The organism is Pseudomonas sp. AE27 (assembly GCF_037113495.1).
GTDB classification, from domain to species: Bacteria; Pseudomonadota; Gammaproteobacteria; order Pseudomonadales; family Pseudomonadaceae; genus Aquipseudomonas; species Aquipseudomonas palmensis.
The window spans coordinates 4725239-4750992 of the sequence record NZ_CP146966.1 but is presented as its reverse complement, the minus strand read 5'-3'; the positions used below and the strand labels follow the sequence as shown (position 1 = coordinate 4750992).

Here is a 25754-nt window from a genome sequence, read left to right as displayed (position 1 = left end):
CTCCCTAGAAGAAGCTCAGGCCCACGTGGAACAGCTTCTCCACGTCGCGGATGTACTTTTTATCCACAACGAACAGGATCACGTGGTCGCCGGACTCGATCACCGTGTCGTCGTGGGCGATCAGCACCTGCTCGTCGCGGATGATCGCACCGATGGTGGTGCCCGGCGGCAGCGCGATGTCCTCGATGGCCTTGCCGATCACCTTGCTCGACTTCGAATCGCCGTGGGCAATGGCCTCGATGGCTTCGGCCGCGCCACGGCGCAGCGAGTGCACGCTGACGATGTCACCGCGGCGCACGTGGGCCAGCAAGGTGCCGATGGTGGCCTGCTGCGGGCTGATGGCGATGTCGATCTCGCCGCCCTGCACCAGGTCGACATAGGCCGGGTTGTTGATGATGGTCATCACCTTCTTCGCGCCCAGGCGCTTGGCCAGTAGCGAGGACATGATGTTGGCTTCGTCATCGTTGGTCAGGGCCAGGAAGATGTCGGCGTCGGCGATGTTCTCTTCCAGCATCAAGTCGCGGTCCGAGGCGCTGCCCTGCAGCACCACCGTGCTGTCGAGGGTGTCGGACAGATAGCGGCAACGGGCCGCGTTCATCTCGATGATCTTGACCTGGTAGCGGCTCTCGATGGCCTCGGCCAGGCGTTCGCCGATCTGCCCGCCGCCGGCAATCACCACGCGCTTGTTGGTTTCGTCGATGCGGCGCAGCTCGCCCATCACTGCGCGGATGTGGTTTTTGGCGGCGATGAAGAACACCTCGTCGTCGGCCTCGATCACCGTGTCGCCCTGTGGCTTGATCGGCCGGTCGCGACGGAAGATCGCCGCCACGCGGGTGTCCACGTTGGGCATGTGCTCGCGGATCTGGCGCAGCTGCTGGCCCACCAGCGGGCCGCCGTAGTAGGCCTTGACCGCCACCAGCTGGACCTTGCCCTCGGCGAAGTCGATCACCTGCAGGGCGCCGGGGTGCTCGATCAGGCGCTTGATGTAATGGGTGACCACCTGTTCGGGGCTGATCAGCACGTCGACCGGGATCGCCTCGTTGTTGAACAGGCCGCTGCGGGTCAGATACGCCGACTCGCGAACCCGGGCAATCTTGGTCGGGGTGTGGAACAGGGTGTAGGCCACCTGGCAGGCGACCATGTTGGTCTCGTCGCTGTTGGTCACCGCCACCAGCATGTCGGCATCATCCGCACCGGCCTGGCGCAGCACCGTCGGCAGCGAGGCGCGGCCCTGCACGGTGCGGATGTCGAGGCGATCGCCCAGATCGCGCAGGCGGTCGCCATCGGTGTCGACCACGGTGATGTCGTTGGCTTCGCTGGCCAGGTGCTCGGCCAGCGTGCCGCCGACCTGCCCCGCGCCCAGGATGATGATCTTCATCCGCTCTCCCTTGTGCTGGTTAGTGTCCGCGAACGGCGGCGATCTTGATCAGCTTGGCATAGTAGAAGCCATCGTGGCCGCCTTCCTGCGCGAGCAACTGCCGGCCATGGGGCTGGCGGATGCCGGCCTCGGTGGCCAGGTCCAGCTCGCGCGCGCCCGGCGTGCGGGCCAGGAACGCCTCGATCACTTCGGTGTTCTCGGTCGGCAGGGTCGAGCAGGTGGCGTAGAGCAGGATGCCGCCCACTTCGAGGGTTGGCCACAGCGCGTCGAGCAACTCGCCCTGCAGGCTGGCCAGGGCAGCGATGTCATCGGCCTGGCGGGTCAGCTTGATGTCCGGGTGGCGACGGATCACACCGGTGGCCGAGCAAGGGGCGTCCAGCAGGATGCGCTGGAAGGTCTTGCCGTCCCACCAGCTGGCGGTGTCGCGGGCATCGCAGGCGATCAACTGGGCCTCCAGGCCCAGGCGGTCGAGGTTTTCACGCACGCGGGTCAGGCGCTTGGCTTCCAGGTCGATGGCCACCACCGCCTCCAGCCCGGCATGCGCCTCGAGCAGGTGGCAGGTCTTGCCGCCGGGGGCGCAGCAGGCGTCGAGCACGCGCTGGCCGGGCGCCAGGTCGAGCAGGTCGGCGGCCAGCTGCGCGGCTTCGTCCTGCACGCTGATCCAGCCCTGTTCGAAGCCCGGCAAACCGCGCACGTCGCAGGCCTCGGCGAGCAGGATACCGTCACGGCTGTACGTGCACGGCGCGGCATCGATGCCGGCTTCGCGCAGCAGGCCCAGGTAGGCATCGCGGCTGTGGTGGCGGCGGTTGACCCGCAGGATCATCGGCGGGTGGGCATTGTTGGCGGCGCAGATGGCTTCCCACTGCTCGGGCCAGAACGCCTTGAGCGACTTCTGCAGCCAGCGCGGGTGCGCGGTGCGCACCACCGGGTCGCGTTCGAGTTCGGCAAGCATCTCGCTGCTCTCGCGCTGGGCGCGGCGCAGCACGGCATTGAGCAGGGCCTTGGCCCAGGGCTTTTTCAGCTTGTCGGCGCACCCGACCGTTTCGCCGATGGCGGCGTGGGCCGGCACGCGGGTGTACAGCAGCTGGTAGAGGCCCACCAGCAGCAACGCCTCGACATCCGCGTCGGCGGCCTTGAACGGCTTTTGCAGCAGGCGCTCGGCCAGTGCCGACAGGCGTGGCTGCCAGCGTGCTGTACCGAAGGCCAGGTCCTGGGTGAGGCCGCGATCGCGGGCCTCGACCTTGTCCAGCTGGGCGGGCAGCGAACTGTTGAGCGAGGCCTTGCCGCTGAGCACGGCGGCCAGGGCGCGGGCGGCGGCCAGACGCGGGTTCATTGGCCCAGCACCGTGCCGCTGGCGAATTTTTCGCGGCGGCTGTTGTACAGGTCGCTGAAGTTCAGCGCCTTGCCGCCGGGCAGTTGCAGGCGGGTCAGGCACAGCGCCTGCTCGCCGCAGGCCACGATCAGGCCGTCCTTGCTGGCAGACAGGATCTCGCCCGGCGTGCCCTTGCCATCGGCCAGGCGCGCACCCAGCACCTTGAGGGTTTCGCCGCCCAGGGTGCTGTGGCAGATCGGCCACGGGTTGAAGGCGCGGATCAGGCGCTCCAGTTCCTCGGCGGGGCGCGACCAGTCCAGACGCGCCTCGTCCTTGTTCAGCTTGTGGGCATACGTGGCCAGCGCGTCGTCCTGCACTTCGCCGTGCAGGGTGCCCGCGCCCAGGCCGTCGATGGCCTGCAGCACCGCGGGCGGGCCCAGTTCGGCCAGGCGATCGTGCAGGCTGCCGCCGGTGTCGCTGGCGCTGATCGGGGTGCTGACCTTGAGCAGCATCGGCCCGGTGTCCAGGCCGGCCTCCATGCGCATGACCGTCACGCCGCTTTCGGCGTCGCCGGCCTGCACCGCGCGCTGGATCGGCGCGGCGCCGCGCCAGCGTGGCAGCAACGAGGCGTGGCTGTTGATGCAGCCCAGGCGCGGAATATCCAGCACCGCCTGGGGCAGGATCAGGCCGTAGGCCACCACCACCATCAGGTCGGGCTTGAGTGCGGCCAGCTCGGCCTGCGCCTCGGGGCTGCGCAGCGTCGGCGGTTGCAGCACCGAGATGGCGTTATCCACAGCCAGCTGCTTGACCGGGCTGGGCATCAGCTTCTGGCCACGGCCGGCCGGGCGGTCTGGCTGGGTGTAGACCGCGACGATTTCATGGGGGCTGGCCAGCAGGGCCTTGAGGTGTTCGGCGGCAAACTCGGGGGTGCCCGCGAAGACGATGCGCATGCAGTTCTCGCTTAAAAAGAAAAAGGCTTGCCGGAGCAAGCCTTCTGGAATGAGGGATCAAGCGTTCTGGCGGTGCTGCTTTTCCAGTTTCTTCTTGATGCGGTCGCGCTTGAGGTTCGACAGGTAGTCGACGAACAGCTTGCCGTTGAGGTGGTCGCATTCGTGCTGGATGCACACGGCCAGCAGGCCTTCGGCGATCAGTTCGAAGGGCTTGCCGTCGCGATCCAGGGCCTTGACCCTGACCTTCACCGGGCGGTCGACGTTCTCGTAGAAGCCGGGTACCGACAGGCAGCCTTCCTGATACTGGTCCATGTCGTCGGTGAGCATTTCCAGCTCGGGGTTGATGAAGACCCGCGGTTCGCTGCGGTCTTCGCTCAGGTCCATGACCACCACGCGCTTGTGCACGTTGATCTGGGTGGCGGCCAGGCCGATGCCAGGGGCTTCGTACATGGTTTCAAACATGTCATCGATCAACTGACGGATGCTGTCGTCCACTTCCGTCACCGGTTTGGCGATGGTGCGCAGGCGCGGGTCCGGGAATTCGAGGATGTTCAAGATGGCCATAAGCGTATGAGCTGCACTGTGCGATGGGTTGCAAACATGAATGCACATAATAAAGGTATTCGGCGCGTTCGGCACCCTTCTCAAGGTCGGCTAGGGTTTTGAAGGCGACTGGCGGCCCGCACCGGGCGGCGAGTTGTCAAACTATTATCAACAGAGTTATCCACAGGTTTTCACGCGTGGCTGACCCGCCTTCGATCAAGGATGATCCGATGCCCCTCCCGCCTGTTGCGGCGTGCTCGCCGGTTGAACTCGAGGCACGTCTGCGCCTGCACCGCCTTCCCGATATCGGGCCAAAGGGCTTTGGCCTGTTGCTGGAAGCCTTTGGCAGCGCGGCCGCCGCGCTTGATGCGCCCGCCACACAATGGCGGGCGCTGGGCCGCAGCCCGGCCAGCATAACGGCCCGCCACAGTGCCGAGGCTTACGCCGGCGCAGCGGCTGCAATGGCCTGGCTAGAGCGGCCCGGGCAGTATTTGCTGATGTGGGACGCCCCCACCTACCCTGGCTTGCTGGCCGAGCTTTGCGATGCCCCGCCCCTTCTGTTCATTGCCGGCGACCCGACGATTCTGGAGCAGCCGCAGCTGGCCATCGTCGGCAGCCGGCGTGCTTCACGCCCGGCCCTGGACACCGCGGCCGCGTTTTCCAGGCAACTGGCCCAGGCCGGTTTCGTGATTACCAGCGGCCTGGCGCTGGGGGTCGACGGTGCCGCTCACCAGGCTGCAATGGATGCTGGCGGACGCACTATCGGCGTGCTCGGCACCGGCCTGCAAAAACTTTATCCACAGCGACATCATGCCCTCGCGCAGGCCATGGCCGAGCGCGGTAGCGCAGTGGTCTCGGAGTTCCCGCTGGATGCCGGACCGGTGGCGGCCAACTTCCCGCGGCGCAATCGCATCATCAGCGGGCTGTCGCTCGGCGTGCTGGTGGTGGAGGCCAGCCTGGCCAGCGGTTCGCTGATCACCGCGCGCCTGGCGGCCGAACAGGGGCGCGAGGTGTACGCGATTCCTGGCTCCATCTACCATCCGGGGGCCAGGGGTTGCCATCAATTGATACGTGATGGCGCGATGCTGGTGGAGAGCATAGAGCAGATTCTGGAAAGTTTGCGTGGCTGGCAGAACCTTCCGTCGGCCGCCCCCGAGCCGGTGGTGCACCAGCTGCTGGGATTGCTGCTGGCGGCGCCGCACACCACCGAGGCGTTGGCGCTGGCCAGCGGTCAGGCCCTGCCCCAGGTGCTGGCCACGCTCACCGAACTGGAGCTGGACGGGCGTGTGTGCAGTGACGCGGGGCGTTGGTTTGCCCGGCCGGGCTAAGTACACTGCGTACCAGCCTTTGAACGCGGAGTGACAACGATGGTGAACAGTTGGCGTGTGCAACAAGCCGCGCGGGAAATTCGGGCGGGTGCGGTACTGGCCTATCCGACCGAGGCGGTCTGGGGCCTGGGCTGTGACCCGTGGAACGAGGAGGCGGTGGACCGCCTGCTGGCGCTCAAGTCCCGCTCGGTGAACAAGGGGCTGATCCTGATTGCGGACAACATCCGCCAGTTCGACTTCTTGTTCGAGGACTTCCCCGAGCTGTGGCTGGACCGCATGGCCAGCACCTGGCCGGGGCCCAATACCTGGCTGGTGCCGCACCAGGGCATGTTGCCGGAATGGATCACCGGCGTGCATGACACCGTGGCGCTGCGGGTCAGCGACCACCCGGTGGTGCGCGACCTGTGTTCGCTGGTGGGCCCGCTGGTGTCGACCTCGGCCAACCCGCAGGGCCGGCCGGCAGCGCGCTCGCGCCTGCGCGTGGAACAGTACTTCCACGGGCAGCTGGATGTGATCCTGGGCGGCAGCCTGGGCGGGCGGCGCAACCCGAGCGTGATTCGCGACCTGGCCACGGGGCAGGTGGTGAGAGCGGGGTGACCCCATTCGCCGGCAAGGCCGGCTCCTACAGGCGCGCCAACGTCTGTAGGAGCCGGCCTTGCCGGCGAAGCATTCAGCGCCGATTCAGGGCAACAACACCGTAGACCCCACCGTCCGCCGCGCCGACAGCTCTGCCTGAGCCTTGGCCGCCTCGGCCAGCGGATAGCGCTGCTGGATATCCACAGCCAGCTTGCCGCTGGCGATCATTTCGAACAGCTCGTCGGCCATCGCCTGGGTGTTCTCGGCATTGTTGGCATAGCTGGCCAGCGTCGGCCGGGTCACATACAGCGAGCCCTTCTGCGCCAGGATCCCCAGGTTGACTCCGCTCACCGCGCCCGACGCATTGCCGAAGCTCACCATCAGCCCGCGCGGCGCCAGGCAGTCCAGCGAGGTCAGCCAGGTGTCCTGGCCCACGCCGTCGTACACCACCGGGCACTTCTTGCCGCCGGTCAGCTCCAGCACGCGCTGCGCCACGTCTTCACGGCTGTAGTCGATGGTTTCCCATGCACCCAGGGCCTTGGCCCGCGCCGCCTTCTCCGGCGAGCTCACGGTACCGATCAGCTTCACGCCCAGGGCCTTGGCCCACTGGCAGGCCAGCGAACCCACCCCACCGGCGGCGGCATGGAACAGCACCGTCTGGCCGGCCTGCAGCGCGTAGGTCTGGCGCAGCAGGTACTGCACGGTCAGGCCCTTGAGCATCACCGCGGCGGCCTGCTCGAAGCTGATGCTCTCGGGCAGCTTCACCAGGTTGGCCTCAGGCAGCGTGTGCACCTCGCTGTAGGCACCCAGCGGACCGCCAGCGTAGGCCACCCGATCGCCCACCTTGATCCGCGTCACGCCCTCGCCCACCGCCTCGACCACGCCGGCAGCTTCGGTGCCCAGGCCCGAGGGCAGTGCCGGCGGCGCGTACAGCCCGCTGCGGAAATAGGTTTCGATGAAGTTCAGACCAATGGCGTGGTTGCGCACGCGGACCTGTTGCGGGCCGGGCGCGGCGGGTTCGAAGTCGACCAGGGTCAATACCTCGGGGCCGCCATGCTGGCTGAACTGGATACGCTTGGCCATCTGCACTCTCCTGCTGGATCCGGGAAAACCCCTATCGGACGCCTTTGCTTGATCGCCGTCAACTGCGGGTGGCCTGCCGCCGGTGGTATGCTACGCGCCGAATTCAGCGCCGGCCCCCGCCTGGCCCTGCCCTAGCCCGTTTCCAAGGTGACCTGATGACTACCCGCACCGAGGCCGTGAAGGCCTACCTGCTCGACCTGCAAGACCGGATTTGCGCCGCCCTGGAAAGCGAAGACGGCGGCGCCCGCTTCGTCGAGGACGCCTGGGTACGCGAAGCCGGTGGCGGTGGGCGCACGCGGGTGATCGGCGAAGGCAACGTCATCGAAAAAGGCGGGGTCAACTTCTCGCACGTGTTCGGCAGCGGCCTGCCGCCGTCTGCCAGCGCGCACCGCCCCGAACTTGCTGGCCGTGGTTTCGAGGCGCTGGGGGTGTCGCTGGTGATCCATCCGCACAACCCCCATGTACCGACCTCCCACGCCAACGTGCGCTTCTTCATTGCCGAGAAGGAAGGTGAAGAGGCGGTATGGTGGTTCGGCGGCGGCTTCGACCTCACGCCCTACTACGCCCACGAAGAAGACTGCATCCACTGGCACCGCGTGGCCGAGCAGGCCTGCGCACCGTTCGGCGCCGATGTGTACCCGCGCTACAAGGCCTGGTGCGACCGCTACTTCCACCTCAAGCACCGGGGCGAGCCGCGGGGCATCGGCGGCTTGTTCTTCGACGACCTGAACGAGTGGGACTTCGACACCTGCTTCGCCTTCATCCGCGCCATCGGCGATGCCTACGTCGAGGCCTACCTGCCCATCGTGCAGCGGCGCAAGGCGCAGCCGTACACCACCCAGCAGCGTGAATTCCAGGAGTTCCGCCGCGGGCGCTACGTGGAATTCAACCTGGTGTACGACCGTGGCACCCTGTTCGGCCTGCAATCGGGCGGCCGTACCGAGTCGATCCTGATGTCGCTGCCGCCGCAGGTGCGCTGGGGCTATGACTGGAAGGCTGCGCCGGGCAGCGAAGAAGCACGCCTGACCGAGTACTTCCTGCAGGACCGCGACTGGCTGGGCCTGGACAAGGCCGGTCACTGAACCCATTGTGGATAACGTGCCCGATTCGCCGGGCGGACTCAGGAAACGCGTCATGGACCAGTACGTTGTATTCGGCAACCCGATCGGCCACAGCAAGTCGCCGCTGATTCACCGGCTGTTCGCCGACCAGACCGGCCAGCAGCTGGAGTACAACACCCTGCTGGCGCCGCTGGACGACTTCAGCATGTGCGCGCTGGGCTTCTTCAAGCAGGGCAGTGGCGCCAACGTCACCGTGCCCTTCAAGGAGGAAGCCTACCGCCTGGTGGGTGACGGCCTGACCGCACGCGCCTGGCGAGCCGGGGCGGTGAACACGCTGACCCGGCTGCCCGACGGCAGCCTGCAGGGCGACAACACCGACGGTGCCGGCCTGGTGCGCGACCTCACGGTGAATGCCGGGGTCGAGCTCAAGGGCAAGCGCATCCTGCTGCTGGGGGCCGGCGGCGCGGTGCGCGGGGTGCTCGAGCCGTTGCTGGCGCATGAGCCTGCGTCGCTGGTGATTGCCAACCGTACGGTAGAAAAGGCCGAGCAGCTGGCCCGCGAGTTCGACGACCTGGGGCCGGTGGCCGCCAGCGGCTTCAGCTGGCTGGAAGAGCCGGTGGACCTGATCATCAATGCCACCTCGGCGAGCCTGGCCGGCGAGATGCCGCCGATTGCCGCGAGCCTGATCGAACCGGGCGTGACCGTGTGCTACGACATGATGTATGCCAAGGAGCCCACGCCGTTCTGTCGCTGGGCCACCGAGCACGGGGCGGCCAAGGTGCTGGACGGGCTGGGAATGCTGGCTGAGCAGGCGGCGGAGGCGTTCTTCATCTGGCGCGGGGTGCGCCCGGACACCGGGCCGGTGCTCGATGAGCTGCGCCGGCAGCTGGCGCGGGGCTAGAACGCGGCGCTGCCTTCGCCGGCAAGGCCGGCCCCTGTAGGCGCCGGCCTTGCCGGCGAAGGGCGCAACTCAATCCTCAAACTGGACCGGGCAATCAGCCGCCCCTTCCAGCTTCTGCAACTCCTCCACCACCAGCCCCCTCGCCCGCCGCAGCACCAGCTGACGCCCCTGCCGGCGCAGCCGCCGCGCCTCCTGGTGCAGCATTTCCACCCCCGAGTAATCGATGAAGTTGATCTGCCGCGCATCGATCACCACCACCGGTGCCTGGCACCGCTGCAGGCGCACCTGCAGATAATGGCTGGCGCCGAAGAAGATCGAGCCGAACACCCGCAGCACATCCGCCTCGCCTTCGCGCGACTGCTGTACCCGTGGCTGCGAAGTGCGCTTGAGGTAGAAGAACAGCGACGCCAGCACCCCGGCATAAATCGCCGTCTGCAGTTCCAGCAGCAAGGTGGCGACGCAGGTCAGCAGCATCACCAGAAACTCCGGCCGGCTGACCCGGTACAGCGCCCGAATCGCACGGTAATCCACCAGCCCCCAGCAGATCAGCAGGATGCTGCCGGCCATCGCCGGGATCGGGATGTGCGCGATCAGGCTGGCGCCCGCCACGGCGAACAGCGCCACCCACAGGGCCGAGAACACCCCCGCCAGCGGTGACTGCGCCCCGGCCTCATAGCTGAGCCCGGAACGGGTGAACGAGCCCGACGACAGGTAGCCGGAGAACCACGCACCGCCCAGGTTGGACAGGCCCTGGGCGCGGATCTCCTGGTTGGCGTCGATCAGCTGTTCGGAGCGGATCGACAGCGAGCGCGCAATCGACAGGCTGGTGACCAGCCCCAGCATGCCCACCGCCACGGCACTGGGCAGCAGGCGCAGGATCAGCTCCAGGTCCAGCAGCGGCAGCGGGCTCAGCGGTGGCAGCCGGCCAATGAACGCCGGCACCAGCGCCACATGGCCGAACAGTGCCGGCCACAGCCACACCAGCAGGCTGGCGCCGGCAAGGCTGATCAACAGCGCCGGCCAGCGCGGCCGTGCGAGCTTGATCGACAGCCCCAGCAGCAAGGTGCCCAGCCCCAGCAGCAGCGATGGCCAGTCGATGTCGCCGGCATGCTGCAGCAGGCCTTGCAGGGTTCTGAGGGCGGTGGCCTGGCTGGCGAGGTCGAGCCCCAGCAGGTTCGGCACCTGGCCCAGGGCGATCACCACTGCAGCGCCGAGGGTGAAGCCGAGCACCACCGAGTGCGAGACGAAATTCACCAGCGCGCCGAAGCGCAGCATGCCCAGCAGCCACTGGAACACCCCGGCCAGGAAGGTCAGCAGCAGGATCAGGCGGATGTAGTCGTCGCTGCCGGGCACCGCCACGGGGCTGATGCTGGCGTAGAGCACGATGGAGATGGCAGCGGTGGGCCCGCAGATCAGGTGCCACGACGAGCCCCACAGGCACGCGATCAGCACCGGCACGATGGCCGCGTACAGCCCGTACTCGGCGGGCAGGCCGGCGATCAGCGCATAGGCGATCGACTGCGGCAGGGCCAGGATCGCCCCGCTGAGCCCCACCAGCAGGTCGCGCCGCACGCTGGCACGGGTTTGCCGAGGCAACCAGGCGAGAAAGGGAAACAGACGGTGGCGCTCTAGCCAGGCCATGAAGCTCTCTATGCAGTGCGGTGAAGGCTCAGGGTGCAGGCTATGGCGGCCCGGTGCAAGTCAGGGGGCCTCGATGAAATTCACCTGTTCGCCAACATGCAGGTTCAGGTCCAGCAGGTCGGCAATGCCCGCAGCGATGCCTGCCAGGCTGTCCGGGTGCTCGCTCAGTGGCGTGTTGACCAACGTCCAGCGCAGGCCGCCGGCCTGCAACAACTCCGCCAGCGGCGCCGCGCCGCCGCCAAACTGGCCCACCAGCACGATGCGACGCAGGGGCGTGCGGGCCATGCCCGCGAGCAGGGCCTGGGTCATCAGCCCCTGGCGCGAGAAGTCGCCGGGCGCCAGGCCGTCGAGCAGGCACACCACGGCCGAACCGCCGGCGATGCTCTGTTCGGCCTGGTCTGCGCTGGCCAGGCCGCCGTTCTTGACGTGCAGGCCGGGGCGCGCCTGGGGCTGGTTGAGGTCGTCGAGGATCAGGGTCACCTCGTGCTGGCGCTGCAGCAGTTCGCTTACCAGCGCATCACCCAGGGTGCACTGGCCGCCGAGCAGGATCAGTTTGAAGACAGGTGTTTCGGCGTTTTTCACGATAGCGCTCCGGGGGTATCCTGATGGCCTTTGGACCTGCGGGAGCACCTGGGGGTTCGGTCGAATTCAGGAGGCAGCGTGCAACGGATAAAGGGGTATCACGCCCATGTGTATTACGACGCCGGTACGATGGAGCAGGCGCGGGCGCTGTGCGAGGAAGCCGCCACGCTGTTTGGCGTGAGCATGGGGCGCATGCATCAGAAACCGGTGGGGCCGCACCCGGACTGGAGCTGCCAGCTGGCATTCGGGCCGGAGATGGTGGGCGTGGTGCTGCCGTGGCTGGCGTTGTACCGCAAGGGGCTGGTGGTATTTCTGCATCCGCTGACCGGCGATGAGCTGGCCGATCATCGGGACCATGCGATCTGGATGGGGGCCGTGCGGCCGCTGGATCTTTCGATGTTCGAAGGGGCCTGAAGCGGCGGTGAGGCTTTCGCCGGCAAGGCCGGCTCCTACAGGACTGCGGTGTCTGTAGGAACCGGCCTTGCCGGCGAATGAGGCGACGCGGTATCAGCCTTTGCGCGCGCCGCGCACACCTTCGGCCAGCGCCGAACACAGCGCCAGCACATCGCTTACCGCCTGCTCGCCCGTGCTGGCGTTGGCCACCTTGTCCACCAGCGCCGAACCCACGACCACACCATCGGCCAGCCGCGCAATGGCTGCCGCCTGTTCAGGCGTGCGAATGCCGAAGCCTACGCTGATCGGCAGGTCGGTGTGGCGGCGCAGGCGCTCGATGGCGCCGCTTACCTGATCGCTGGTCGCCGAGCCTGCGCCGGTCACGCCGGCTACCGACACGTAGTACACAAAGCCCGAACTGCGCTCAAGCACGCGCGGCAGGCGCGCGTCATCGGTGGTCGGGGTGGTCAGGCGGATGAAGTCGATGCCCGCGGCCTGGGCCGGGGTGGCCAGCTCGGCGTCGTGCTCCGGCGGCAGGTCGACGATGATCAGGCCGTCCACGCCCGCATCCCTGGCCTCGGCCACGAACTTCTCCACGCCGAAGCGGTGGATCGGGTTGTAGTAACCCATCAGCACGATCGGCGTGGTGGCATTGCCGGTGCGGAACTCACGCACCATCTGCAGGGTTTTGGCCAGGGTCTGCCCGGCCTCCAGCGCACGCAGGGTGGCCAGCTGGATGGCCACGCCGTCGGCCATCGGGTCGGTGAACGGCATGCCCAGCTCGATCACGTCGGCACCCGCAGCCGGCAGGCCCTTGAGGATCGCCAGCGAAGCGTCGTAGCCCGGGTCACCGGCGGTCACGAAGGTCACCAGGGCAGCGCGGCCCTCGCGCTTGAGGTCGGCAAAACGTTGTTCAAGACGGCTCATGCCTGCTTCTCCTGCGCGGCCATATGGCTCATTACGGTTTGCATGTCCTTGTCGCCACGCCCCGAAAGGCACACCACCATCAGGTGGTCCCTGGGCAGGGTGGGCGCACGCTTGATGGCTTCTGCCAGCGCGTGGGAGGTTTCCAGCGCCGGGATGATGCCTTCCAGGCGGCAGGTAGCGTGGAACGCATCCAGCGCCTCGTCGTCGGTGATGCTCACGTACTCGACGCGCTTCACTTCGTGCAGGTAGGCGTGCTCCGGGCCGATGCCGGGGTAGTCCAGGCCGGCGGAAATCGAGTGGGCGTCGGTGATCTGGCCATCGGCGTCCTGCAGCAGGTAGGTGCGGTTGCCGTGCAGCACGCCGGGCACGCCGCCGTTGAGGCTCGCTGCGTGCTTGTCGGTGTCGACCCCGTGGCCGCCGGCCTCGACGCCGATGATCTGCACACTGGCGTCATCGAGGAAGTCATGGAACAGGCCCATGGCGTTGGAGCCACCACCCACGCAGGCGATCAGGCTGTCGGGCAGGCGCCCTTCCTTGGCCTGCAGCTGCTCGCGGGTTTCCTTGCCGATGATCGACTGGAAGTCGCGCACCATCGCCGGGTACGGGTGCGGGCCGGCCACGGTGCCGATCAGGTAGAAGGTGTCGTCGACGTTGGTCACCCAGTCGCGCAGCGCTTCGTTCATGGCGTCCTTGAGGGTGCCGGTGCCGGCGGTGACCGGCACGATCTCGGCGCCCAGCAGCTTCATGCGGAACACGTTGGCCTGCTGGCGCTCGATGTCGGTGGCGCCCATGTAGATCACGCAGGGCAGGCCGAAACGTGCGGCCACGGTGGCGGTGGCCACACCGTGCATGCCGGCGCCGGTTTCGGCGATCAGGCGCTTCTTGCCCATGCGCTTGGCCAGCAGCACCTGGCCGATGCAGTTGTTCACCTTGTGCGCGCCGGTGTGGTTGAGCTCTTCGCGCTTGAAGAAGATCTTCGCCCCGCCGCAGTGTTCGGTGAGGCGCTCGGCGAAGTACAGCGGGTTAGGACGGCCGATGTAGTCGCGCTGGAAGTACGCCAGTTGCTCGTTGAACTCGGGGTCGGCCTTGGCCGCTTCGTATTCACGGGCCAGGTCGAGCACCAGCGGCATCAGGGTTTCGGCCACGTAGCGGCCACCGAATGCGCCAAACAGGCCGTTGGCATCGGGGCCGCTGCGGAAGTTGGTCTGGGTCATGGGTCGCTCCAGGGCGTGGGTATGAGGTCGCAATGGGCCTACTCTACCCACGACACGCGCCGCTGAAAACCGATAAGATCGCCACAACCTGTCAGGAAAACTCACACGTCAATGGCCAGAGAACTGCCCCCGCTCAATGCCCTTCGGGCCTTTGAAGCCACCGCCCGGCTCAACAGCGTCAGCCAGGCTGCCGAGCAACTGCACGTGACCCACGGTGCGGTGAGCCGGCAGTTGAAGGTGCTTGAAGAGCACCTGGGCGTGAGCCTGTTCGTCAAGGAAGGGCGCGGCATTAAACTCACAGATGCCGGTGTGCGCCTGCGCGACGCCAGCAGCGACGCCTTCGAGCGCCTGCGCAGCGTGTGCGCCGAGCTGGGCCAGGACCGCGCCGACGCACCGTTCGTGCTGGGTTGTTCAGGCAGCCTGCTGGCGCGCTGGTTCATTCCGCGCCTTGGGCGCCTGCAGGCCGACCTGCCGGAGCTGCGACTGCACCTGTCGGCGGGCGAAGGCGACCTGGACCCGCGCCGGCCGGGGCTGGATGCGCTGCTGGTATTCGCCGAGCCGCCGTGGCCGGCCGACATGCAGGTGCACGTGCTGGCACAGGAATGCATCGGGCCGGTGCTCAGCCCGCACTTTCCAGGGTTCGACCGCCTGCGTCAGGCGCCAGCCAGCGCCTTGCTGGGGGAAACCCTGCTACACACCACCTCGCGGCCTCAGGCCTGGCCCGACTGGGCCCGCCAACAGCACATCGACCCGCAGGCAATGCGCTACGGGCAAGGTTTCGAGCATCTGTATTACTTGCTGGAGGCAGCTGTGGCCGGCCTGGGGGTGGCGATCGCCCCGCAGCCGCTGGTGGCCGATGACCTGCGTGCCGGCAGGCTGGCGGCACCGTGGGGCTTTGGTCCTACGCGGGCGTCATTGGCCCTGTGGGTGCCCCGGCGCGCCGCGGACGGGCGCGCCGAGCAGCTGGCGCACTGGTTGCGCGCCGAACTGGGGCGGCAGGCGCTTTAGTCGCCGCGCTTGCACAGCAGGTAGGCGGCCAGCAGGCCCAGTGCGCCCACGGCCACGCCGGCGGTGGTCCAGGGGTGTTGCTGGGCATAGTCACGGGTGGCGATGCCGGTTTCGCGGGTCTTGGTCTTGACCTCTTCATAGGCATCGGTGAGCAGGCTGCGCGAGTGACGCAGGGCATTTTCGGCATTGCCCTTGAGGCTCTTCAAGGTCTTGCGCGACTCGTCCGAAGCATCGTCTTTGAGGTTTTCCAGGGATTTGAGGAGACTTTCGATTTCCGCTTCCATGCTTTGCAACGAGGCTTTACGTAGCGAGCTATTGGCCATGGTGGCTCTCCTTCAGGGTTTGAGTGGCATGTGAAGAATGGGACTGCGCAGTGCCGCGAAAGTGCAGAGCAATCGAACTTTTGCCAGGTTTTTACCCACACAGGTAAACCTGCCTGGCGCTGCTAGGCTCAATGCACACCATTGATGGAGAGTAGTCATGTCTGATCACCACACGTACAAGAAGGTCGAACTGGTCGGCTCCTCGCCCAGCAGCATCGAGGACGCGATCAACAATGCCCTGGCCGAAGCGGCCAAGAGCATCAAGCACCTGGAGTGGTTCGAAGTGACCGAGACCCGGGGCCATATCAAGGATGGCAAGGCGGCGCATTTTCAGGTAACCATCAAGGTGGGCTTCCGTATCGCCAACAGCTGATGGCGGCCGGCTGGCCCTGAACCCTTTTTGATCTGAACAAGGAATGCGATCGATGAAGAAGCTGGTATTGGCGTTTGGCTTGATGACCCTGGCCGGGACTGCGCTGGCGGCGGGCAAGCCGTGTGAAGAATTGAAGAGCGAGATTGCCGCAAAGATCGACGCCAATGGCGTACCGCACTATTCGCTGGAGATCGTCGACAAGGGCGCTGCGACCGATGGCAAGGTGGTGGGGTCGTGTGAAGGCGGTACCAAGGAAATCGTGTACAAGCGCGGTTGATCGGTGAGTCTTTCGCCAGCCAGGCTGGCTCCCACGTAGGAGCCAGCCTTACTGGCAAAAGGGCCCTCAGTTGCCCTTGATGACCTGAGACAGAATCTCGTAGGACCGGATCCGGTCCGCATGCTCGTACAGGTCGCAGGTAAAGATCAGCTCATCAGCACCGGTCTGCTCCAGCAGCACGTCCAGTTTGGCGCGGATCTTCTCTGGCCCGCCCACCATCGCCAGGCCCAGGAAACTTCCCACTGCCTCCCGCTCATGGGGCTGCCACAGGCCGTCCATGCTATCGACGGGCGGGCGCTGCACCAGGCTCTGCCCACGCATCAACGCCAGAATTCGCTGATACACCGAGGTGGCCAGGTACTCGGCCTGCTCGTCGGTATCGGCCGCCACCAGCGGTACACCCAACATCACGTAGGGCTTGTCGAGCACTGTCGAGGGCTTGAAGTGGTTGCGGTACACGCGGATCGCCTCATGCATCATGCGCGGCGCAAAGTGCGAGGCAAACGCATACGGCAAGCCGCGCATCCCCGCCAACTGTGCACTGAACAGGCTCGAGCCCAGCAGCCAGATCGGCACCTCGGTGCCATACCCCGGCACGGCAATCACTTTCTGGTCGGGCGTGCGCGGGCCCAGGTAGCGCACCAGTTCCTCTACATCGTCCGGGAAGTCGTCGGCGCTGCCCGAGCGCTCGCGGCGCAGGGCGCGGGCGGTCATCTGGTCGGAGCCCGGCGCACGTCCCAGGCCCAGGTCGATACGGCCCGGGTACAGGCTGGCCAGGGTGCCGAACTGCTCGGCAATCACCAGCGGCGCGTGGTTGGGCAGCATCACCCCGCCTGCACCCACGCGGATCGTCGAGGTGCCACCGGCCAGGTACCCCAGCAGCACCGAGGTGGCGGAGCTGGCAATGCCGTCCATGTTGTGGTGCTCGGCCACCCAGAAGCGGTTGTAGCCGAATTTCTCCACGTGTTGCGCCAGGTCCAGCGAGTTGCGCAGCGACTGGGCCGGGCCGCTGTCCTGGCGTACCGGTACCAGGTCGAGGGTGGAGTATTTGATGTCCGCGAGTCGCGTCATGGCGTGTACGCCTCCTGAATGGTTAGGCCGACAGCATGCCGCGACCTTTCTGACTCTGTATGGGCAGATCACAGGTATTCAATGCCTGCCCCTGCAATCGGGCTGAACTTGCCCGTGGTGACGCCCTCTGAATTGAACGCCAGGCGCGATCCCCCGCGCTCTCAGGCACTCAGGAGGCTTTATGAGTTCGATAAAAAAGACAGCATCGGCAATCTGGCAAGGCGACCTGAAAACCGGCAAGGGCCAGCTCTCCACCGAGAGTGGCGCCTTGAAGGCCAACCCCTATGGCTTCAACACCCGGTTCGAAGGCCAGCCTGGTACCAACCCTGAAGAACTGATCGGCGCTGCCCATGCAGGCTGCTTCTCCATGGCCTTTTCGATGATCCTCGGCGAAGCCGGCCTGACCGCCGAGCGTATCGACACCATCGCCGAAGTGACCCTGGACAAGCAGCCCGATGGTTTTGCCATCACCGCCGTGCACCTGATCCTCAAGGCCAAGGTGCCCGGTGCCGACAAGGCGAAATTCGAGGAGCTGGCCAACAAGGCCAAGGCGGGATGTCCGGTATCCAAGGTGCTCAAGGCCCAGATCAGCCTGGACGCCACCCTGGTGGACTGACGCCGGCGCAGATCAGAACGACGCACGGCTTCTTGTGGTCAAATGGCTGTCGGCAGATGGTCTGCCGCCACAAGGAGCTGTTCTGATGACTCGTATTGCATTCGCTGTGCTGACCTCGTTGCTGGCCACCAGTGCGCTGGCCGCGCCCAAGGACTGCGCCGAGCTCAAGGCCGAGATCGAAGCCAAGATCCAGGCCAACAATGTCTCTTCCTACACCCTGGAAATCGTGACCAACGATGAAGTCCATGACCAGAACATGGTGGTGGGCAGCTGTGAGAACGGCACCAAGAAAATCATCTACCAGAAAAACGATCGCTAGCCGTCACGGGATGCAGAAGATGTCGTTCTGTTCTTCGGCGACCAGCTTGCGCTGCGCGTCGTACAGATAGGCACTGGGCTGCATGGCCGGGGCGCGGGCTTCGATGCGGTAGCGCTGGCCGGCCTGGAAGTCGTCGTAGCGAATCTTCAGGTAGCAGGTGCGTTCGGTAGGGTCGGTGCTGAAACCGCCTGAATACACCTCGAAATCAAAGCGCACCACCAGTTCATGTTTGCCCGGCGTGACCTGGAAGAAACGGCCGTCGTTCAGGCGCTGACCATCCAGGCGGTCGGCCATGAGCACCTTGCCCGGCGTGACGGTATACAGGTCGATCCAGGCCTGCTTGCTGTCGACCGGTGGCAGGGGACTGGCACAGGCCCCCAAGGTACTGATGGCAAGCAGCATCATGGGCTGGCGCATGGCAATCTCCGCTGGCGGGCTACAAGCTACAAGCATAGCGCCATTAGTCTGTTCAGGTACGCTGGCATCCGGCAGGCAAACCGGTGCCGACCAGTTTGCGCTGCTCGTCGTAGAGCTTGGCCCAGGGCCTGAAGCCGATGCTGCCGGCCTGCAACTGATAGCGCTGGCCGGCATTGAAATCCTTGAATTTCACGTTCAGCTGGCAATCGCGCCACAGTGGTTCGTCCACCGGCCCGATATTGCCGGGCGCTACCGCGAACTGATAGCGCACCGTCAGCTCGTGACTGCCCGGCGTGACTTCGAAGTAGCGGGTGTCGGCCCAGCTGCGCTCGTCCACCTCCAGCGCGTGCAGGGTGTCGTCGGCAGCGGGCTGGAGGTCGACCCAGGCCTGGTTCGGGTCGGCGGCGGGCAGGCCGGCGCAGCCGGTCAGGGCCAGCACAGCGCTGGCGGCAAGCATCGTACGCATGGCAAAACTCCGGGCAGGCAGGATAGTCTTGGGCCGATGAGCACTTGAGCGAGACAATCCCTGCACATGGTTCGAATTTTTTTCTGGTTGCGCTCAAGCCCCGGGGCACTCGACCGCGTTTTCCGCGGGTTGGTTCCCGTGCTGCTGATCGGGCTGCTCAACGGTTGCACCAGCCTCGGCTACTACAGCCAGCTGGCCAGCGGGCAATGGCAGCTGCTGCGCGCGCGCGAGCCGGTGGCGGTGCTGGTGGCCGACCCGGCCACCCCCCCTGCCCTGCGCCAGCACCTGGCGAAAGCGCAGCAGGCACGCGCTTTTGCCAGCAGCCACCTTAAGCTGCCGGACAACCGCAGCTACCGGGTGTACGCCGATATCGGGCGCCCGTTCGTGGTGTGGAACGTGTTCGCCACCCCGGAGTTTTCGCTGGAACCGCATACCTACTGCTTCCCCATCGCCGGTTGCGTGGCCTATCGCGGCTACTACAGCCAGGGTGCGGCGCGCGGGGCGGCGGCGTTGCAGAAGGCGCAGGGGCAGGATGTGTATGTGGGCGGGGTGGAGGCCTATTCGACCCTGGGCTGGTTCGACGACCCGATTCTCAATTCGATGCTGGGCTGGGGCGACGAGCGCCTGGCCACGGTGATCTTCCACGAACTGGCGCACCAGCGCGTGTACGTGAAGGACGACACGGCGTTCAACGAGTCGTTTGCCACCTTTGTGGAGCAGGAAGGTTCGCGCCAGTGGCGCGCGGCCCGCGGGCTGGCGCCCTTGCCGCAGGGTGGAGCGCGCCAGCGTGATGAGTTCGTCGGGCTGGTGCTGGCCAGCCGCGAGCGGCTCAAGACGTTGTATGCACAGCCGCTGGACGAGGTCGCGATGCGCGCGGGCAAGCAGGCCGAGTTCGAGCGCCTGCGCAGCGAGTACCGGGTGCTGCGCGATACAAGGTGGCAGGGCGACAAGCGCTATGACGCGTGGATCAACGCGCCGATGAACAACGCCAAGCTGCTGCCGTTCGGGCTGTATGACCAGTGGGTGCCTGCGTTTGCAGCGTTGTTCCGGGAGGTTGGCGGAGATTGGGCGGTGTTCTACCAGCGGGTCGAGGCCTGGGGGCGGTTGCCGTTCGAGCAGCGCCAGCAGGCCCTGGAAAGCTCCGCCGGCAAGGCCGGGTCGCATCCCCTGTAGGAGCCGGCATTGCCGGCGAAAAGGCCCTCAGGACCGCATGAAGGCCTGATGCAGCTCGCCCAGCGTGTCGAAATGATAAGCCGGCTGCTCTGCGGTCAATTCCTCGCGGCTGCCAAACCCGTAGCCCACCGCCACTGCTTCCAGCCCGTTGCTGCGCGCGCCGATCAGGTCGTGCTTGCGGTCGCCGATCATCAGCGTCTGCGCCGGGTCCAGGTTTTCTTCGGCCAGCAGGTGCGCAATCAGCTCCACCTTGTTGGTGCGCGTACCGTCCAGCTCGCTGCCGTAGATGACCTTGAAATACCGGGCAAAATCGAAGTGCCGGGCAATCTCGCGGGCGAACTCCCAGGGCTTGGAGGTGGCGATGTACAGCGTGCGCCCCTGCGCCTGCAGCCCTTCGAGCAGCTCGCTCACGCCTTCGAACACGCGGTTCTCGTACAACCCGGTGACCTTGAAGCGCTCACGGTAGAAGTTCACCGCCTGCCATGCCTTGGCCTCGTCGAAGCCGTAGAACTGCATGAACGCCTGCAGCAAGGGCGGGCCGATGAAGTGTTCCAGGCGGGCCAGGTCCGGCTCGTCGATGTCCAGCTTGGCCAGGGCGTACTGGATGGAGCGCGTGATGCCTTCACGGGGGTCGGTGAGTGTACCGTCGAGGTCGAACAGAATGGTTTGCTGGTGCATGACAGTCTCGAAAAAAGGGGGCTGTGGATAACTCACTCGGGCTGGTCGAAGCCTTCGGCCAGGTGCAGGTCCTTGAGCTTCACGTAGTTGGCGGCGCTGTAGGGGAAGAACGCGCGTTCCTTGTCGGTCAGCGCCCGTGCCTGCTTCACCGGGCTGCCCACGTACAGGAAGCCGCTCTCCAGCGTCTTGCCCGGCGGTACCAGGCTGCCGGCACCGATGATCACCTCGTCCTCGACCACCGCGCCGTCCATGATGGTGCTGCCCATGCCGACCAGAATGCGGTTGCCCAGGGTGCAGCCATGCAGCATGACCTTGTGGCCAATGGTCACGTCATCGCCGATCAGCAGCGGGTAGCCGTCGGGATTGAACGGGCCGGCATGGGTGATGTGCAGCACGCTGGCGTCCTGCACGCTGGTGCGCGCGCCGATGCGGATGCGGTGCATGTCGCCGCGGATCACCGTCAGAGGCCATACCGAGCTGTCCTCGCCGATCTCGACATCACCCAGCACCACTGCGCTGCGGTCGACGAAGGCGCGGGCGCCGAGACGCGGAATGTGTTGCTGGAAGCTGCGGATGGCCATGAATAGTGTCTCTCTGTAAGGCTGATAGCTGCGGTCAGCGTCGATTGTAATTAAGATGGAGCGGTGTTTCTTCTGCCAAGGTGTTTAACCGTGAGTGCGAACAACCCGCTTCTGCAGTCTTATGACCTGCCGCCCTTCTCGGCGATCCGTGCCGAGCATGTGCTGCCGGCGATCGAACAGATCCTGGCCGACAACCGCAGCGCCATCGCCTCGATCCTGAAAACCCAGGGCCAGAACCCCTCCTGGGCCGGCCTGGTGCTGGCCATGGACGAACTCAACGACCGACTGGGTGCCGCCTGGAGCCCGGTCAGCCACCTCAACGCGGTGTGCAACAGCGCCGAGCTGCGCGAGGCCTACGAGGCCTGCCTGCCGGCCCTGAGCGCCTACGCCACCGAAATGGGCCAGAACCGCGAGCTGTTCCAGGCCTACGAAGCGTTGATCGCCAGCCCCGAAGCTGCCGGCTTCGATGTGGCGCAGAAAACCATCCTCGAACATGCCCTGCGTGACTTCCGCCTGTCGGGTATCGACTTGCCGGCCGACCAGCAGAAGCGATATGCCGAGGTGCAGAGCAAGCTCTCGGAGCTGGGCAGCCGTTTCTCCAACCAGCTGCTCGACGCCACCCAGGCCTGGACCAAGCACGTCACCGACGAGGCCGCACTGGCCGGCCTGACCGAATCGGCCAAGGCGCAGATGGCGGCCGCCGCGCAGGCCAAGGGCCTGGATGGCTGGCTGATCAGCCTGGAATTCCCCAGCTACTACGCCGTGATGACCTACGCCCACGACCGTGCCCTGCGCGAAGAACTGTACGCGGCCTACTGCACCCGCGCCTCGGACCAGGGCCCCAATGCCGGCCAGTTCGACAACGGCCCGGTGATGCGCGAGATCCTCGACCTGCGTCAGGAACTGGCCGAGCTGCTGGGTTATGCCAACTTCGCCGAGCTGAGCCTGGCCACCAAGATGGCCGAGTCCAGCGACCAGGTGCTGAGCTTCCTGCGTGACCTGGCCAAGCGCAGCAAACCCTTCGCCGCCCAGGACCTGGCCCAGCTCAAGGCCTACGCCGCCGAGCAGGGCTGCCCGGACCTGCAGAGCTGGGACAGCGGTTTCTATGGCGAGAAGCTGCGCGAACAGCGGTACAGCGTGTCGCAGGAAGCCCTGCGTGCCTACTTCCCGATCGACAAGGTGCTGTCGGGCCTGTTCACCATCGTGCAGCGCCTGTACGGCATCGAGATCGCCGAGGTGAAAGGCTTCGATACCTGGCACCCGGACGTGCGCCTGTTCGAGATCAAGGAAAACGGCCAGCACGTGGGGCGCTTCTTCTTCGACCTGTACGCCCGCGCCAACAAGCGCGGCGGTGCCTGGATGGACGGCGCCCGCGACCGTCGCCGCACGGCCGATGGCAGCCTGCAGAGCCCGGTGGCCAACCTGGTGTGCAACTTCACCCCGGCCGCCCCGGGCAAGCCGGCGCTGCTGACCCACGATGAAGTCACCACCCTGTTTCACGAGTTTGGCCACGGCCTGCATCACCTGCTGACCCGCATCGAGCACGCCGGGGTATCCGGCATCAATGGCGTGGCCTGGGACGCGGTCGAGCTGCCGAGCCAGTTCATGGAGAACTGGTGCTGGGAGCCTGAAGGCCTGGCGTTGATCTCCGGTCATTACGAAAGTGGCGCTGCCCTGCCGCAGGACCTGCTGGAGAAGATGCTGGCGGCGAAGAACTTCCAGTCGGGCCTGATGATGGTGCGCCAGCTGGAGTTCTCGCTGTTCGACTTCGAACTGCACGCCAGCCACGGCGATGGCCGCAGCGTGCTGGAGGTGCTCGAAGGGGTGCGCGACGAGGTTTCGGTGATGCGCCCGCCGGCGTACAACCGCTTCCCCAACAGCTTTGCGCACATCTTCGCCGGCGGCTACGCGGCCGGTTACTACAGCTACAAGTGGGCTGAAGTGCTGTCGGCCGATGCCTTCTCGCGCTTCGAGGAAGAGGGTGTGCTCAACGCCGAAACCGGTCGCGCCTTCCGCGAGGCGATTCTGGCCCGTGGCGGCTCGCAGGCGCCGATGCGCCTGTTCGTCGACTTCCGTGGCCGTGAGCCGTCGATCGATGCGCTGTTGCGCCACAGTGGCCTGAGCGAGGACCTGGCGGCATGAGCAAGACCAAGAAACGCTTCATTGCCGGGGCCGTATGCCCGGCGTGCAGCGAGCCGGACAAGCTGATGATGTGGAGCGAAGACGGCGTGCCACACCGCGAGTGCGTGGCCTGCGGGTTCTCCGACACGCTCAACGAACAGGGCCTGTCGGTGCCCAAGGAACTGGGCACCCGCGTCAACCAGGCCGAGGCCAAGGCGCCCCAGCCTGCGGTGCAGACGGTGCAGTTCTTCCCCAATCCGAAGCTGAAGAAGCCCTAGCGGGCCGTGTGGCTGGTGCAGGGGCATACATAGTTAGCCCCTGGCGCACCGGCAACCCTTGAAAGTGACGGGATCTTCCCGTCACTCAAGGAGCTGCCCATGACCAGCAATCCCCTGCTCGCCCCCCTCGATCCGCCAGCCTACGCCGACATCCGCCTGGAACACCTGACGGCGGGCATCGACCAGATCATCCTCGACAACCACAACGCCCTGGCCCGCATCATCCTGGCCCAGCGTGGCCTGCCCACCTGGGACGACCTGGTGATGGCCATCGATGCACTGGATGCGCGCCTCAACAACGCCGTGCGCCTGATCGTGCCCCTGTACACCCGCGGCGAGGCCTGGAAGGCCGCCGTGGACGAGTGCTGGCTCAAGACGCAGGCCTATCATCAGGCAAAGCTGCAGAACGCCACGTTGCTGGCGCTCTATCAGCGTCTGGCCGACAGCGCCCACGGTGCGCTGTTCAGCCACGAACGCAGGATGTCGCTGCAGCAGTCGATCAAGGCCTTTCGCCTGAGCGGCGCCGAGCTCGGTGAAACCGAGCGTGCCCGCCTGATGAACCTGCAAACCAGCATCAGTGCCCAGCGCAACCTGTTCCTCGACAACCTGGCACACGCCACCGGCGCCTGGACCCTGCTGATCACCGATGCCCGGCGCCTGCAGGGGGTCGACGCGCTGGAGACCGCCGCCATGGCGCGCAAGGCCCAGGCCAAGGGCCTCGAGGGCTGGCTGGTGACCTTGGAAGAGGCCCCGTGCCTGGCGATCCTGCAGCAGGCCACAGACCGTAGCCTGCGTGAAACCGTGTATCGGGCCTACCATGGCCGCGCGTCGGAGCTGGACGCAGGCCCCGACAACGGCCCGGTGCTGCTGGAGTTGCGACGACTGCGCCATGAGCAGGCGCAACTGCTGGGGTTTGCCAGCTTTGCCGAACTCAGCCTGCAGACCAAGACGGCAGAATCGACGCAACAGGTCACGCGGTTTCTGCAGGACCTGAGCACCCACAGCGCCGCCTGGCGTAGCGCCGAAACTGCGCGGTTGCGGGCCTTCGACCAGCAGGCGCGCCTGGGTGGCCTGCAGCCTTGGGACATCGCCTTCTACGCGCAGCGTGCGCATCGGCACCCGCTGGCGCTGTCTGGCGAGGAAATGCGGGGCTACTTCCCGCTGGAGCAGGTGGTGCTGGCCATGACGCAGCTGGCCGATACCCTGTTCGGCGTGCAGATCACACCGTCCAGCACGTTGCAGGCCTGGCATGCGGATGTGCGGTGCTTCGAGGTAACCCAGGGCCATGCGCTGGTGGGGTACCTGTACATGGATGCGATCACCCGCCCGGGCAAGGAGGACTACGCCTGGAGCCTGCGGGTATGGAACCGCCACGTGGATGCCGAGGGTCGTTTTCACAAGGGCGCGGCGGCGCTGTTCTGCGCAGTCGAGCGTGGCGACGGGGTTGCCCCACCGTTGCTGACCCACCTGGAGCTGCGCAAGCTGTACCACGAGTTCGGTCACTGCCTGCACCAGCTGCTGGTGGCCACCACCGATTACCGCCTGTCCGATATCGACAGCCTGGGGCCGGACGGGATCGAGTTCTTCAGTGAGCTGCTGGAGCGCTGGTGCTGGTCGGCCGAGTACCTGGCCGGTATCTCCCATCACTACCAGACGGGCAAGGCACTGCCGCAGTCCACGGTGCAGGCGTTTCTCGACCAGCAGAAACAGCAGCAAGGGCTCACGTTTGCCCGAGACCTGGCAATGGCGCGCCTGGACCTGCACCTGCATGGCGAGACCTACCCGGCTGCTGCGCAAAGCCTGCAGCAGCAGGTGGTGGAACAGTTCGACGCAGTGCTGCCCTGGCCGCTGGGCGATTTCGAGCGCCCGGCCCAGGCCTTCGATCACCTGGCCAGCGGCTACGAGGCGGGCTATTACAGCTACCTGTGGTCGCGGGTCTACGCGATCGATGCCTTCGCCCGGTTCGAAGCCGAAGGCGTGCTCAACCCGGCCACCGGGCGTGCCCTGCTCGAGGCCATTGTTGCCCCGGGGGCCGGGCGCTCGATCACGGCAGGGTTCAAGGTGTTTCGCGGGCGTGACGTGAGCCCCCTGCCGTTTCTGCAGTGGCATGGCCTTACCCCGTAGCCACGTCGGACGCCGAGCGGTGCTGGAGGTCCTGGTGGCG

At 66.2% G+C, this 25754-nt stretch carries 29 protein-coding genes; 14 read left to right on the top strand and 15 right to left on the bottom strand.

The window, feature by feature from the left end:
• Positions 1 to 4 precede the first annotated feature (4 nt).
• The 4 genes from trkA to def are packed head-to-tail and all read right to left on the bottom strand — an operon-like array spanning position 5 to position 4204.
• Positions 5 to 1378, bottom strand: coding sequence for a Trk system potassium transporter TrkA (gene trkA / locus V9K84_RS21770; RefSeq protein ID WP_043862246.1), 1374 nt, complete (start codon positions 1376 to 1378; stop codon positions 5 to 7).
• A gap of 19 nt (positions 1379 to 1397) precedes the next feature.
• A complete protein-coding gene (gene rsmB / locus V9K84_RS21765; protein WP_058541981.1) occupies positions 1398 to 2711 on the bottom strand; it encodes a 16S rRNA (cytosine(967)-C(5))-methyltransferase RsmB in 1314 nt (437 codons plus the stop codon).
• Positions 2708 to 3640, bottom strand: a complete 933-nt coding sequence (gene fmt / locus V9K84_RS21760) for a methionyl-tRNA formyltransferase (protein ID WP_088514200.1) — start codon at positions 3638 to 3640, stop codon at positions 2708 to 2710. Before fmt ends, rsmB begins: the two co-directional genes overlap by 4 nt.
• 57 nt (positions 3641 to 3697) lie before the next feature.
• Positions 3698 to 4204 (bottom strand): peptide deformylase, encoded by a 507-nt coding sequence (def, locus tag V9K84_RS21755; protein WP_043862249.1) that lies wholly within the window; start codon positions 4202 to 4204, stop codon positions 3698 to 3700.
• A 209-nt stretch (positions 4205 to 4413) separates the two neighbouring features.
• Here def and dprA point away from each other — a divergent pair, with 209 nt between their 5' ends.
• Both dprA and V9K84_RS21745 read left to right on the top strand, forming a co-directional pair.
• Positions 4414 to 5511 (top strand): DNA-processing protein DprA, encoded by a 1098-nt coding sequence (gene dprA, locus V9K84_RS21750; RefSeq protein WP_088514201.1) that lies wholly within the window; start codon positions 4414 to 4416, stop codon positions 5509 to 5511.
• A 39-nt stretch (positions 5512 to 5550) separates the two neighbouring features.
• Complete coding sequence (locus V9K84_RS21745; RefSeq protein ID WP_043862251.1) at positions 5551 to 6108, top strand: L-threonylcarbamoyladenylate synthase; 558 nt, start codon at positions 5551 to 5553, stop codon at positions 6106 to 6108.
• A gap of 84 nt (positions 6109 to 6192) precedes the next feature.
• Here the strand turns inward: V9K84_RS21745 and V9K84_RS21740 are convergent, their stop codons facing one another.
• Complete coding sequence (locus V9K84_RS21740; protein WP_088514202.1) at positions 6193 to 7170, bottom strand: NADPH:quinone reductase; 978 nt, start codon at positions 7168 to 7170, stop codon at positions 6193 to 6195.
• A gap of 155 nt (positions 7171 to 7325) precedes the next feature.
• Here V9K84_RS21740 and hemF point away from each other — a divergent pair, with 155 nt between their 5' ends.
• Together hemF and aroE are read left to right on the top strand one after the other, a co-directional pair.
• Positions 7326 to 8252: an oxygen-dependent coproporphyrinogen oxidase gene (hemF, locus tag V9K84_RS21735; RefSeq protein WP_088514203.1), complete on the top strand. Its 927-nt coding sequence runs from the start codon at positions 7326 to 7328 to the stop codon at positions 8250 to 8252.
• Between the two features lie 52 nt (positions 8253 to 8304).
• On the top strand, positions 8305 to 9132 hold the full coding sequence (gene aroE / locus V9K84_RS21730) for a shikimate dehydrogenase (RefSeq protein WP_043862253.1): 828 nt from the start codon (positions 8305 to 8307) through the stop codon (positions 9130 to 9132).
• Between the two features lie 69 nt (positions 9133 to 9201).
• Here aroE and V9K84_RS21725 read toward each other — a convergent pair whose 3' ends face one another.
• Together V9K84_RS21725 and V9K84_RS21720 are read right to left on the bottom strand one after the other, a co-directional pair.
• Positions 9202 to 10773, bottom strand: coding sequence for a SulP family inorganic anion transporter (locus V9K84_RS21725; RefSeq protein ID WP_088514204.1), 1572 nt, complete (start codon positions 10771 to 10773; stop codon positions 9202 to 9204).
• 60 nt (positions 10774 to 10833) lie between these two features.
• Positions 10834 to 11355, bottom strand: coding sequence for an NAD(P)H-binding protein (locus V9K84_RS21720; protein ID WP_058541986.1), 522 nt, complete (start codon positions 11353 to 11355; stop codon positions 10834 to 10836).
• 78 nt (positions 11356 to 11433) lie between these two features.
• Here V9K84_RS21720 and V9K84_RS21715 point away from each other — a divergent pair, with 78 nt between their 5' ends.
• Entirely contained in the window at positions 11434 to 11769 is a 336-nt protein-coding gene (locus V9K84_RS21715) for a DOPA 4,5-dioxygenase family protein (protein ID WP_043862256.1), read from the top strand.
• 93 nt (positions 11770 to 11862) lie between these two features.
• Here V9K84_RS21715 and trpA read toward each other — a convergent pair whose 3' ends face one another.
• Entirely contained in the window at positions 11863 to 12675 is an 813-nt protein-coding gene (gene trpA, locus V9K84_RS21710; protein ID WP_043862257.1) for a tryptophan synthase subunit alpha, read from the bottom strand.
• Positions 12672 to 13889 carry a tryptophan synthase subunit beta gene (gene trpB / locus V9K84_RS21705; protein WP_043862258.1) on the bottom strand — a complete coding sequence of 406 codons (1218 nt, stop codon included), beginning with the start codon at positions 13887 to 13889 and terminating at the stop codon, positions 12672 to 12674. The genes trpA and trpB overlap by 4 nt, the downstream gene beginning before the upstream one ends.
• A 111-nt stretch (positions 13890 to 14000) precedes the next feature.
• Between trpB and V9K84_RS21700 the strand changes: the two genes are divergently transcribed.
• Positions 14001 to 14897, top strand: coding sequence for a LysR family transcriptional regulator (locus tag V9K84_RS21700; RefSeq protein WP_043862259.1), 897 nt, complete (start codon positions 14001 to 14003; stop codon positions 14895 to 14897).
• Here V9K84_RS21700 and V9K84_RS21695 read toward each other — a convergent pair.
• Positions 14894 to 15220, bottom strand: coding sequence for a DUF883 family protein (locus V9K84_RS21695; protein ID WP_043862260.1), 327 nt, complete (start codon positions 15218 to 15220; stop codon positions 14894 to 14896). The genes V9K84_RS21700 and V9K84_RS21695 overlap by 4 nt on opposite strands.
• A gap of 157 nt (positions 15221 to 15377) precedes the next feature.
• Here V9K84_RS21695 and V9K84_RS21690 point away from each other — a divergent pair, with 157 nt between their 5' ends.
• Both V9K84_RS21690 and V9K84_RS21685 read left to right on the top strand, forming a co-directional pair.
• On the top strand, positions 15378 to 15593 hold the full coding sequence (locus V9K84_RS21690; protein ID WP_043862261.1) for a dodecin: 216 nt from the start codon (positions 15378 to 15380) through the stop codon (positions 15591 to 15593).
• A 52-nt stretch (positions 15594 to 15645) separates the two neighbouring features.
• Positions 15646 to 15870: a DUF1161 domain-containing protein gene (locus V9K84_RS21685; protein WP_054916042.1), complete on the top strand. Its 225-nt coding sequence runs from the start codon at positions 15646 to 15648 to the stop codon at positions 15868 to 15870.
• 66 nt (positions 15871 to 15936) lie between these two features.
• Here V9K84_RS21685 and V9K84_RS21680 read toward each other — a convergent pair whose 3' ends face one another.
• The gene (locus tag V9K84_RS21680; protein ID WP_043862263.1) at positions 15937 to 16941 is read right to left on the bottom strand and encodes an LLM class flavin-dependent oxidoreductase; all 1005 of its coding nucleotides are present in this window, start codon (positions 16939 to 16941) and stop codon (positions 15937 to 15939) included.
• Positions 16942 to 17122: 181 nt separating this feature from the next.
• Here V9K84_RS21680 and V9K84_RS21675 point away from each other — a divergent pair, with 181 nt between their 5' ends.
• Together V9K84_RS21675 and V9K84_RS21670 are read left to right on the top strand one after the other, a co-directional pair.
• A complete protein-coding gene (locus tag V9K84_RS21675) occupies positions 17123 to 17557 on the top strand; it encodes an OsmC family protein (RefSeq protein WP_088514205.1) in 435 nt (144 codons plus the stop codon).
• 85 nt (positions 17558 to 17642) lie between these two features.
• Entirely contained in the window at positions 17643 to 17876 is a 234-nt protein-coding gene (locus V9K84_RS21670; RefSeq protein WP_043862264.1) for a DUF1161 domain-containing protein, read from the top strand.
• Between the two features lie 3 nt (positions 17877 to 17879).
• On the opposite strand, the gene V9K84_RS21665 is transcribed toward V9K84_RS21670, so the two are convergent.
• Positions 17880 to 18293 (bottom strand): hypothetical protein, encoded by a 414-nt coding sequence (locus V9K84_RS21665; protein ID WP_043862265.1) that lies wholly within the window; start codon positions 18291 to 18293, stop codon positions 17880 to 17882.
• A 52-nt stretch (positions 18294 to 18345) separates the two neighbouring features.
• Positions 18346 to 18759, bottom strand: a complete 414-nt coding sequence (locus V9K84_RS21660) for a hypothetical protein (RefSeq protein WP_054916040.1) — start codon at positions 18757 to 18759, stop codon at positions 18346 to 18348.
• Between the two features lie 66 nt (positions 18760 to 18825).
• Between V9K84_RS21660 and V9K84_RS21655 the strand changes: the two genes are divergently transcribed.
• Positions 18826 to 19932: an aminopeptidase gene (locus tag V9K84_RS21655; protein WP_088514206.1), complete on the top strand. Its 1107-nt coding sequence runs from the start codon at positions 18826 to 18828 to the stop codon at positions 19930 to 19932.
• Between the two features lie 27 nt (positions 19933 to 19959).
• On the opposite strand, the gene V9K84_RS21650 is transcribed toward V9K84_RS21655, so the two are convergent.
• Together V9K84_RS21650 and V9K84_RS21645 are read right to left on the bottom strand one after the other, a co-directional pair.
• Positions 19960 to 20610 (bottom strand): HAD family hydrolase, encoded by a 651-nt coding sequence (locus V9K84_RS21650; protein WP_088514207.1) that lies wholly within the window; start codon positions 20608 to 20610, stop codon positions 19960 to 19962.
• A gap of 32 nt (positions 20611 to 20642) precedes the next feature.
• Positions 20643 to 21191 carry a gamma carbonic anhydrase family protein gene (locus tag V9K84_RS21645; RefSeq protein ID WP_043862269.1) on the bottom strand — a complete coding sequence of 183 codons (549 nt, stop codon included), beginning with the start codon at positions 21189 to 21191 and terminating at the stop codon, positions 20643 to 20645.
• Positions 21192 to 21281: 90 nt separating this feature from the next.
• Between V9K84_RS21645 and prlC the strand changes: the two genes are divergently transcribed.
• From prlC to V9K84_RS21630, 3 genes are all read left to right on the top strand, one after another.
• Positions 21282 to 23333 (top strand): oligopeptidase A, encoded by a 2052-nt coding sequence (gene prlC / locus V9K84_RS21640; protein WP_088514208.1) that lies wholly within the window; start codon positions 21282 to 21284, stop codon positions 23331 to 23333.
• A complete protein-coding gene (locus V9K84_RS21635) occupies positions 23330 to 23590 on the top strand; it encodes a YheV family putative zinc ribbon protein (RefSeq protein ID WP_043862271.1) in 261 nt (86 codons plus the stop codon). Before prlC ends, V9K84_RS21635 begins: the two co-directional genes overlap by 4 nt.
• A gap of 99 nt (positions 23591 to 23689) precedes the next feature.
• A complete protein-coding gene (locus V9K84_RS21630) occupies positions 23690 to 25714 on the top strand; it encodes a M3 family metallopeptidase (protein ID WP_088514209.1) in 2025 nt (674 codons plus the stop codon).
• The last annotated feature ends 40 nt before the right edge of the window (positions 25715 to 25754 follow it).

Bases quoted from the DNA above. Each gene is read 5' to 3' on its own strand.
- V9K84_RS21675 (WP_088514205.1), top strand. From the start codon at position 17,123: ATGAGTTCGATAAAAAAGACAGCATCGGCAATCTGGCAAGGCGACCTG.
- V9K84_RS21660 (WP_054916040.1), bottom strand. From the start codon at position 18,759: ATGCGTACGATGCTTGCCGCCAGCGCTGTGCTGGCCCTGACCGGCTGC.
- rsmB (WP_058541981.1), bottom strand. From the start codon at position 2,711: ATGAACCCGCGTCTGGCCGCCGCCCGCGCCCTGGCCGCCGTGCTCAGC.
- aroE (WP_043862253.1), top strand. From the start codon at position 8,305: ATGGACCAGTACGTTGTATTCGGCAACCCGATCGGCCACAGCAAGTCG.
- V9K84_RS21680 (WP_043862263.1), bottom strand. From the start codon at position 16,941: ATGACGCGACTCGCGGACATCAAATACTCCACCCTCGACCTGGTACCG.
- V9K84_RS21665 (WP_043862265.1), bottom strand. From the start codon at position 18,293: ATGCGCCAGCCCATGATGCTGCTTGCCATCAGTACCTTGGGGGCCTGT.
- V9K84_RS21685 (WP_054916042.1), top strand. From the start codon at position 15,646: ATGAAGAAGCTGGTATTGGCGTTTGGCTTGATGACCCTGGCCGGGACT.
- V9K84_RS21690 (WP_043862261.1), top strand. From the start codon at position 15,378: ATGTCTGATCACCACACGTACAAGAAGGTCGAACTGGTCGGCTCCTCG.
- V9K84_RS21695 (WP_043862260.1), bottom strand. From the start codon at position 15,220: ATGGCCAATAGCTCGCTACGTAAAGCCTCGTTGCAAAGCATGGAAGCG.
- V9K84_RS21725 (WP_088514204.1), bottom strand. From the start codon at position 10,773: ATGGCCTGGCTAGAGCGCCACCGTCTGTTTCCCTTTCTCGCCTGGTTG.
- trkA (WP_043862246.1), bottom strand. From the start codon at position 1,378: ATGAAGATCATCATCCTGGGCGCGGGGCAGGTCGGCGGCACGCTGGCC.
- V9K84_RS21655 (WP_088514206.1), top strand. From the start codon at position 18,826: ATGGTTCGAATTTTTTTCTGGTTGCGCTCAAGCCCCGGGGCACTCGAC.
- V9K84_RS21645 (WP_043862269.1), bottom strand. From the start codon at position 21,191: ATGGCCATCCGCAGCTTCCAGCAACACATTCCGCGTCTCGGCGCCCGC.
- V9K84_RS21650 (WP_088514207.1), bottom strand. From the start codon at position 20,610: ATGCACCAGCAAACCATTCTGTTCGACCTCGACGGTACACTCACCGAC.
- trpA (WP_043862257.1), bottom strand. From the start codon at position 12,675: ATGAGCCGTCTTGAACAACGTTTTGCCGACCTCAAGCGCGAGGGCCGC.
- V9K84_RS21670 (WP_043862264.1), top strand. From the start codon at position 17,643: ATGACTCGTATTGCATTCGCTGTGCTGACCTCGTTGCTGGCCACCAGT.
- V9K84_RS21740 (WP_088514202.1), bottom strand. From the start codon at position 7,170: ATGGCCAAGCGTATCCAGTTCAGCCAGCATGGCGGCCCCGAGGTATTG.
- hemF (WP_088514203.1), top strand. From the start codon at position 7,326: ATGACTACCCGCACCGAGGCCGTGAAGGCCTACCTGCTCGACCTGCAA.
- def (WP_043862249.1), bottom strand. From the start codon at position 4,204: ATGGCCATCTTGAACATCCTCGAATTCCCGGACCCGCGCCTGCGCACC.
- V9K84_RS21630 (WP_088514209.1), top strand. From the start codon at position 23,690: ATGACCAGCAATCCCCTGCTCGCCCCCCTCGATCCGCCAGCCTACGCC.
- V9K84_RS21635 (WP_043862271.1), top strand. From the start codon at position 23,330: ATGAGCAAGACCAAGAAACGCTTCATTGCCGGGGCCGTATGCCCGGCG.
- trpB (WP_043862258.1), bottom strand. From the start codon at position 13,889: ATGACCCAGACCAACTTCCGCAGCGGCCCCGATGCCAACGGCCTGTTT.
- V9K84_RS21745 (WP_043862251.1), top strand. From the start codon at position 5,551: ATGGTGAACAGTTGGCGTGTGCAACAAGCCGCGCGGGAAATTCGGGCG.
- dprA (WP_088514201.1), top strand. From the start codon at position 4,414: ATGCCCCTCCCGCCTGTTGCGGCGTGCTCGCCGGTTGAACTCGAGGCA.
- V9K84_RS21700 (WP_043862259.1), top strand. From the start codon at position 14,001: ATGGCCAGAGAACTGCCCCCGCTCAATGCCCTTCGGGCCTTTGAAGCC.
- fmt (WP_088514200.1), bottom strand. From the start codon at position 3,640: ATGCGCATCGTCTTCGCGGGCACCCCCGAGTTTGCCGCCGAACACCTC.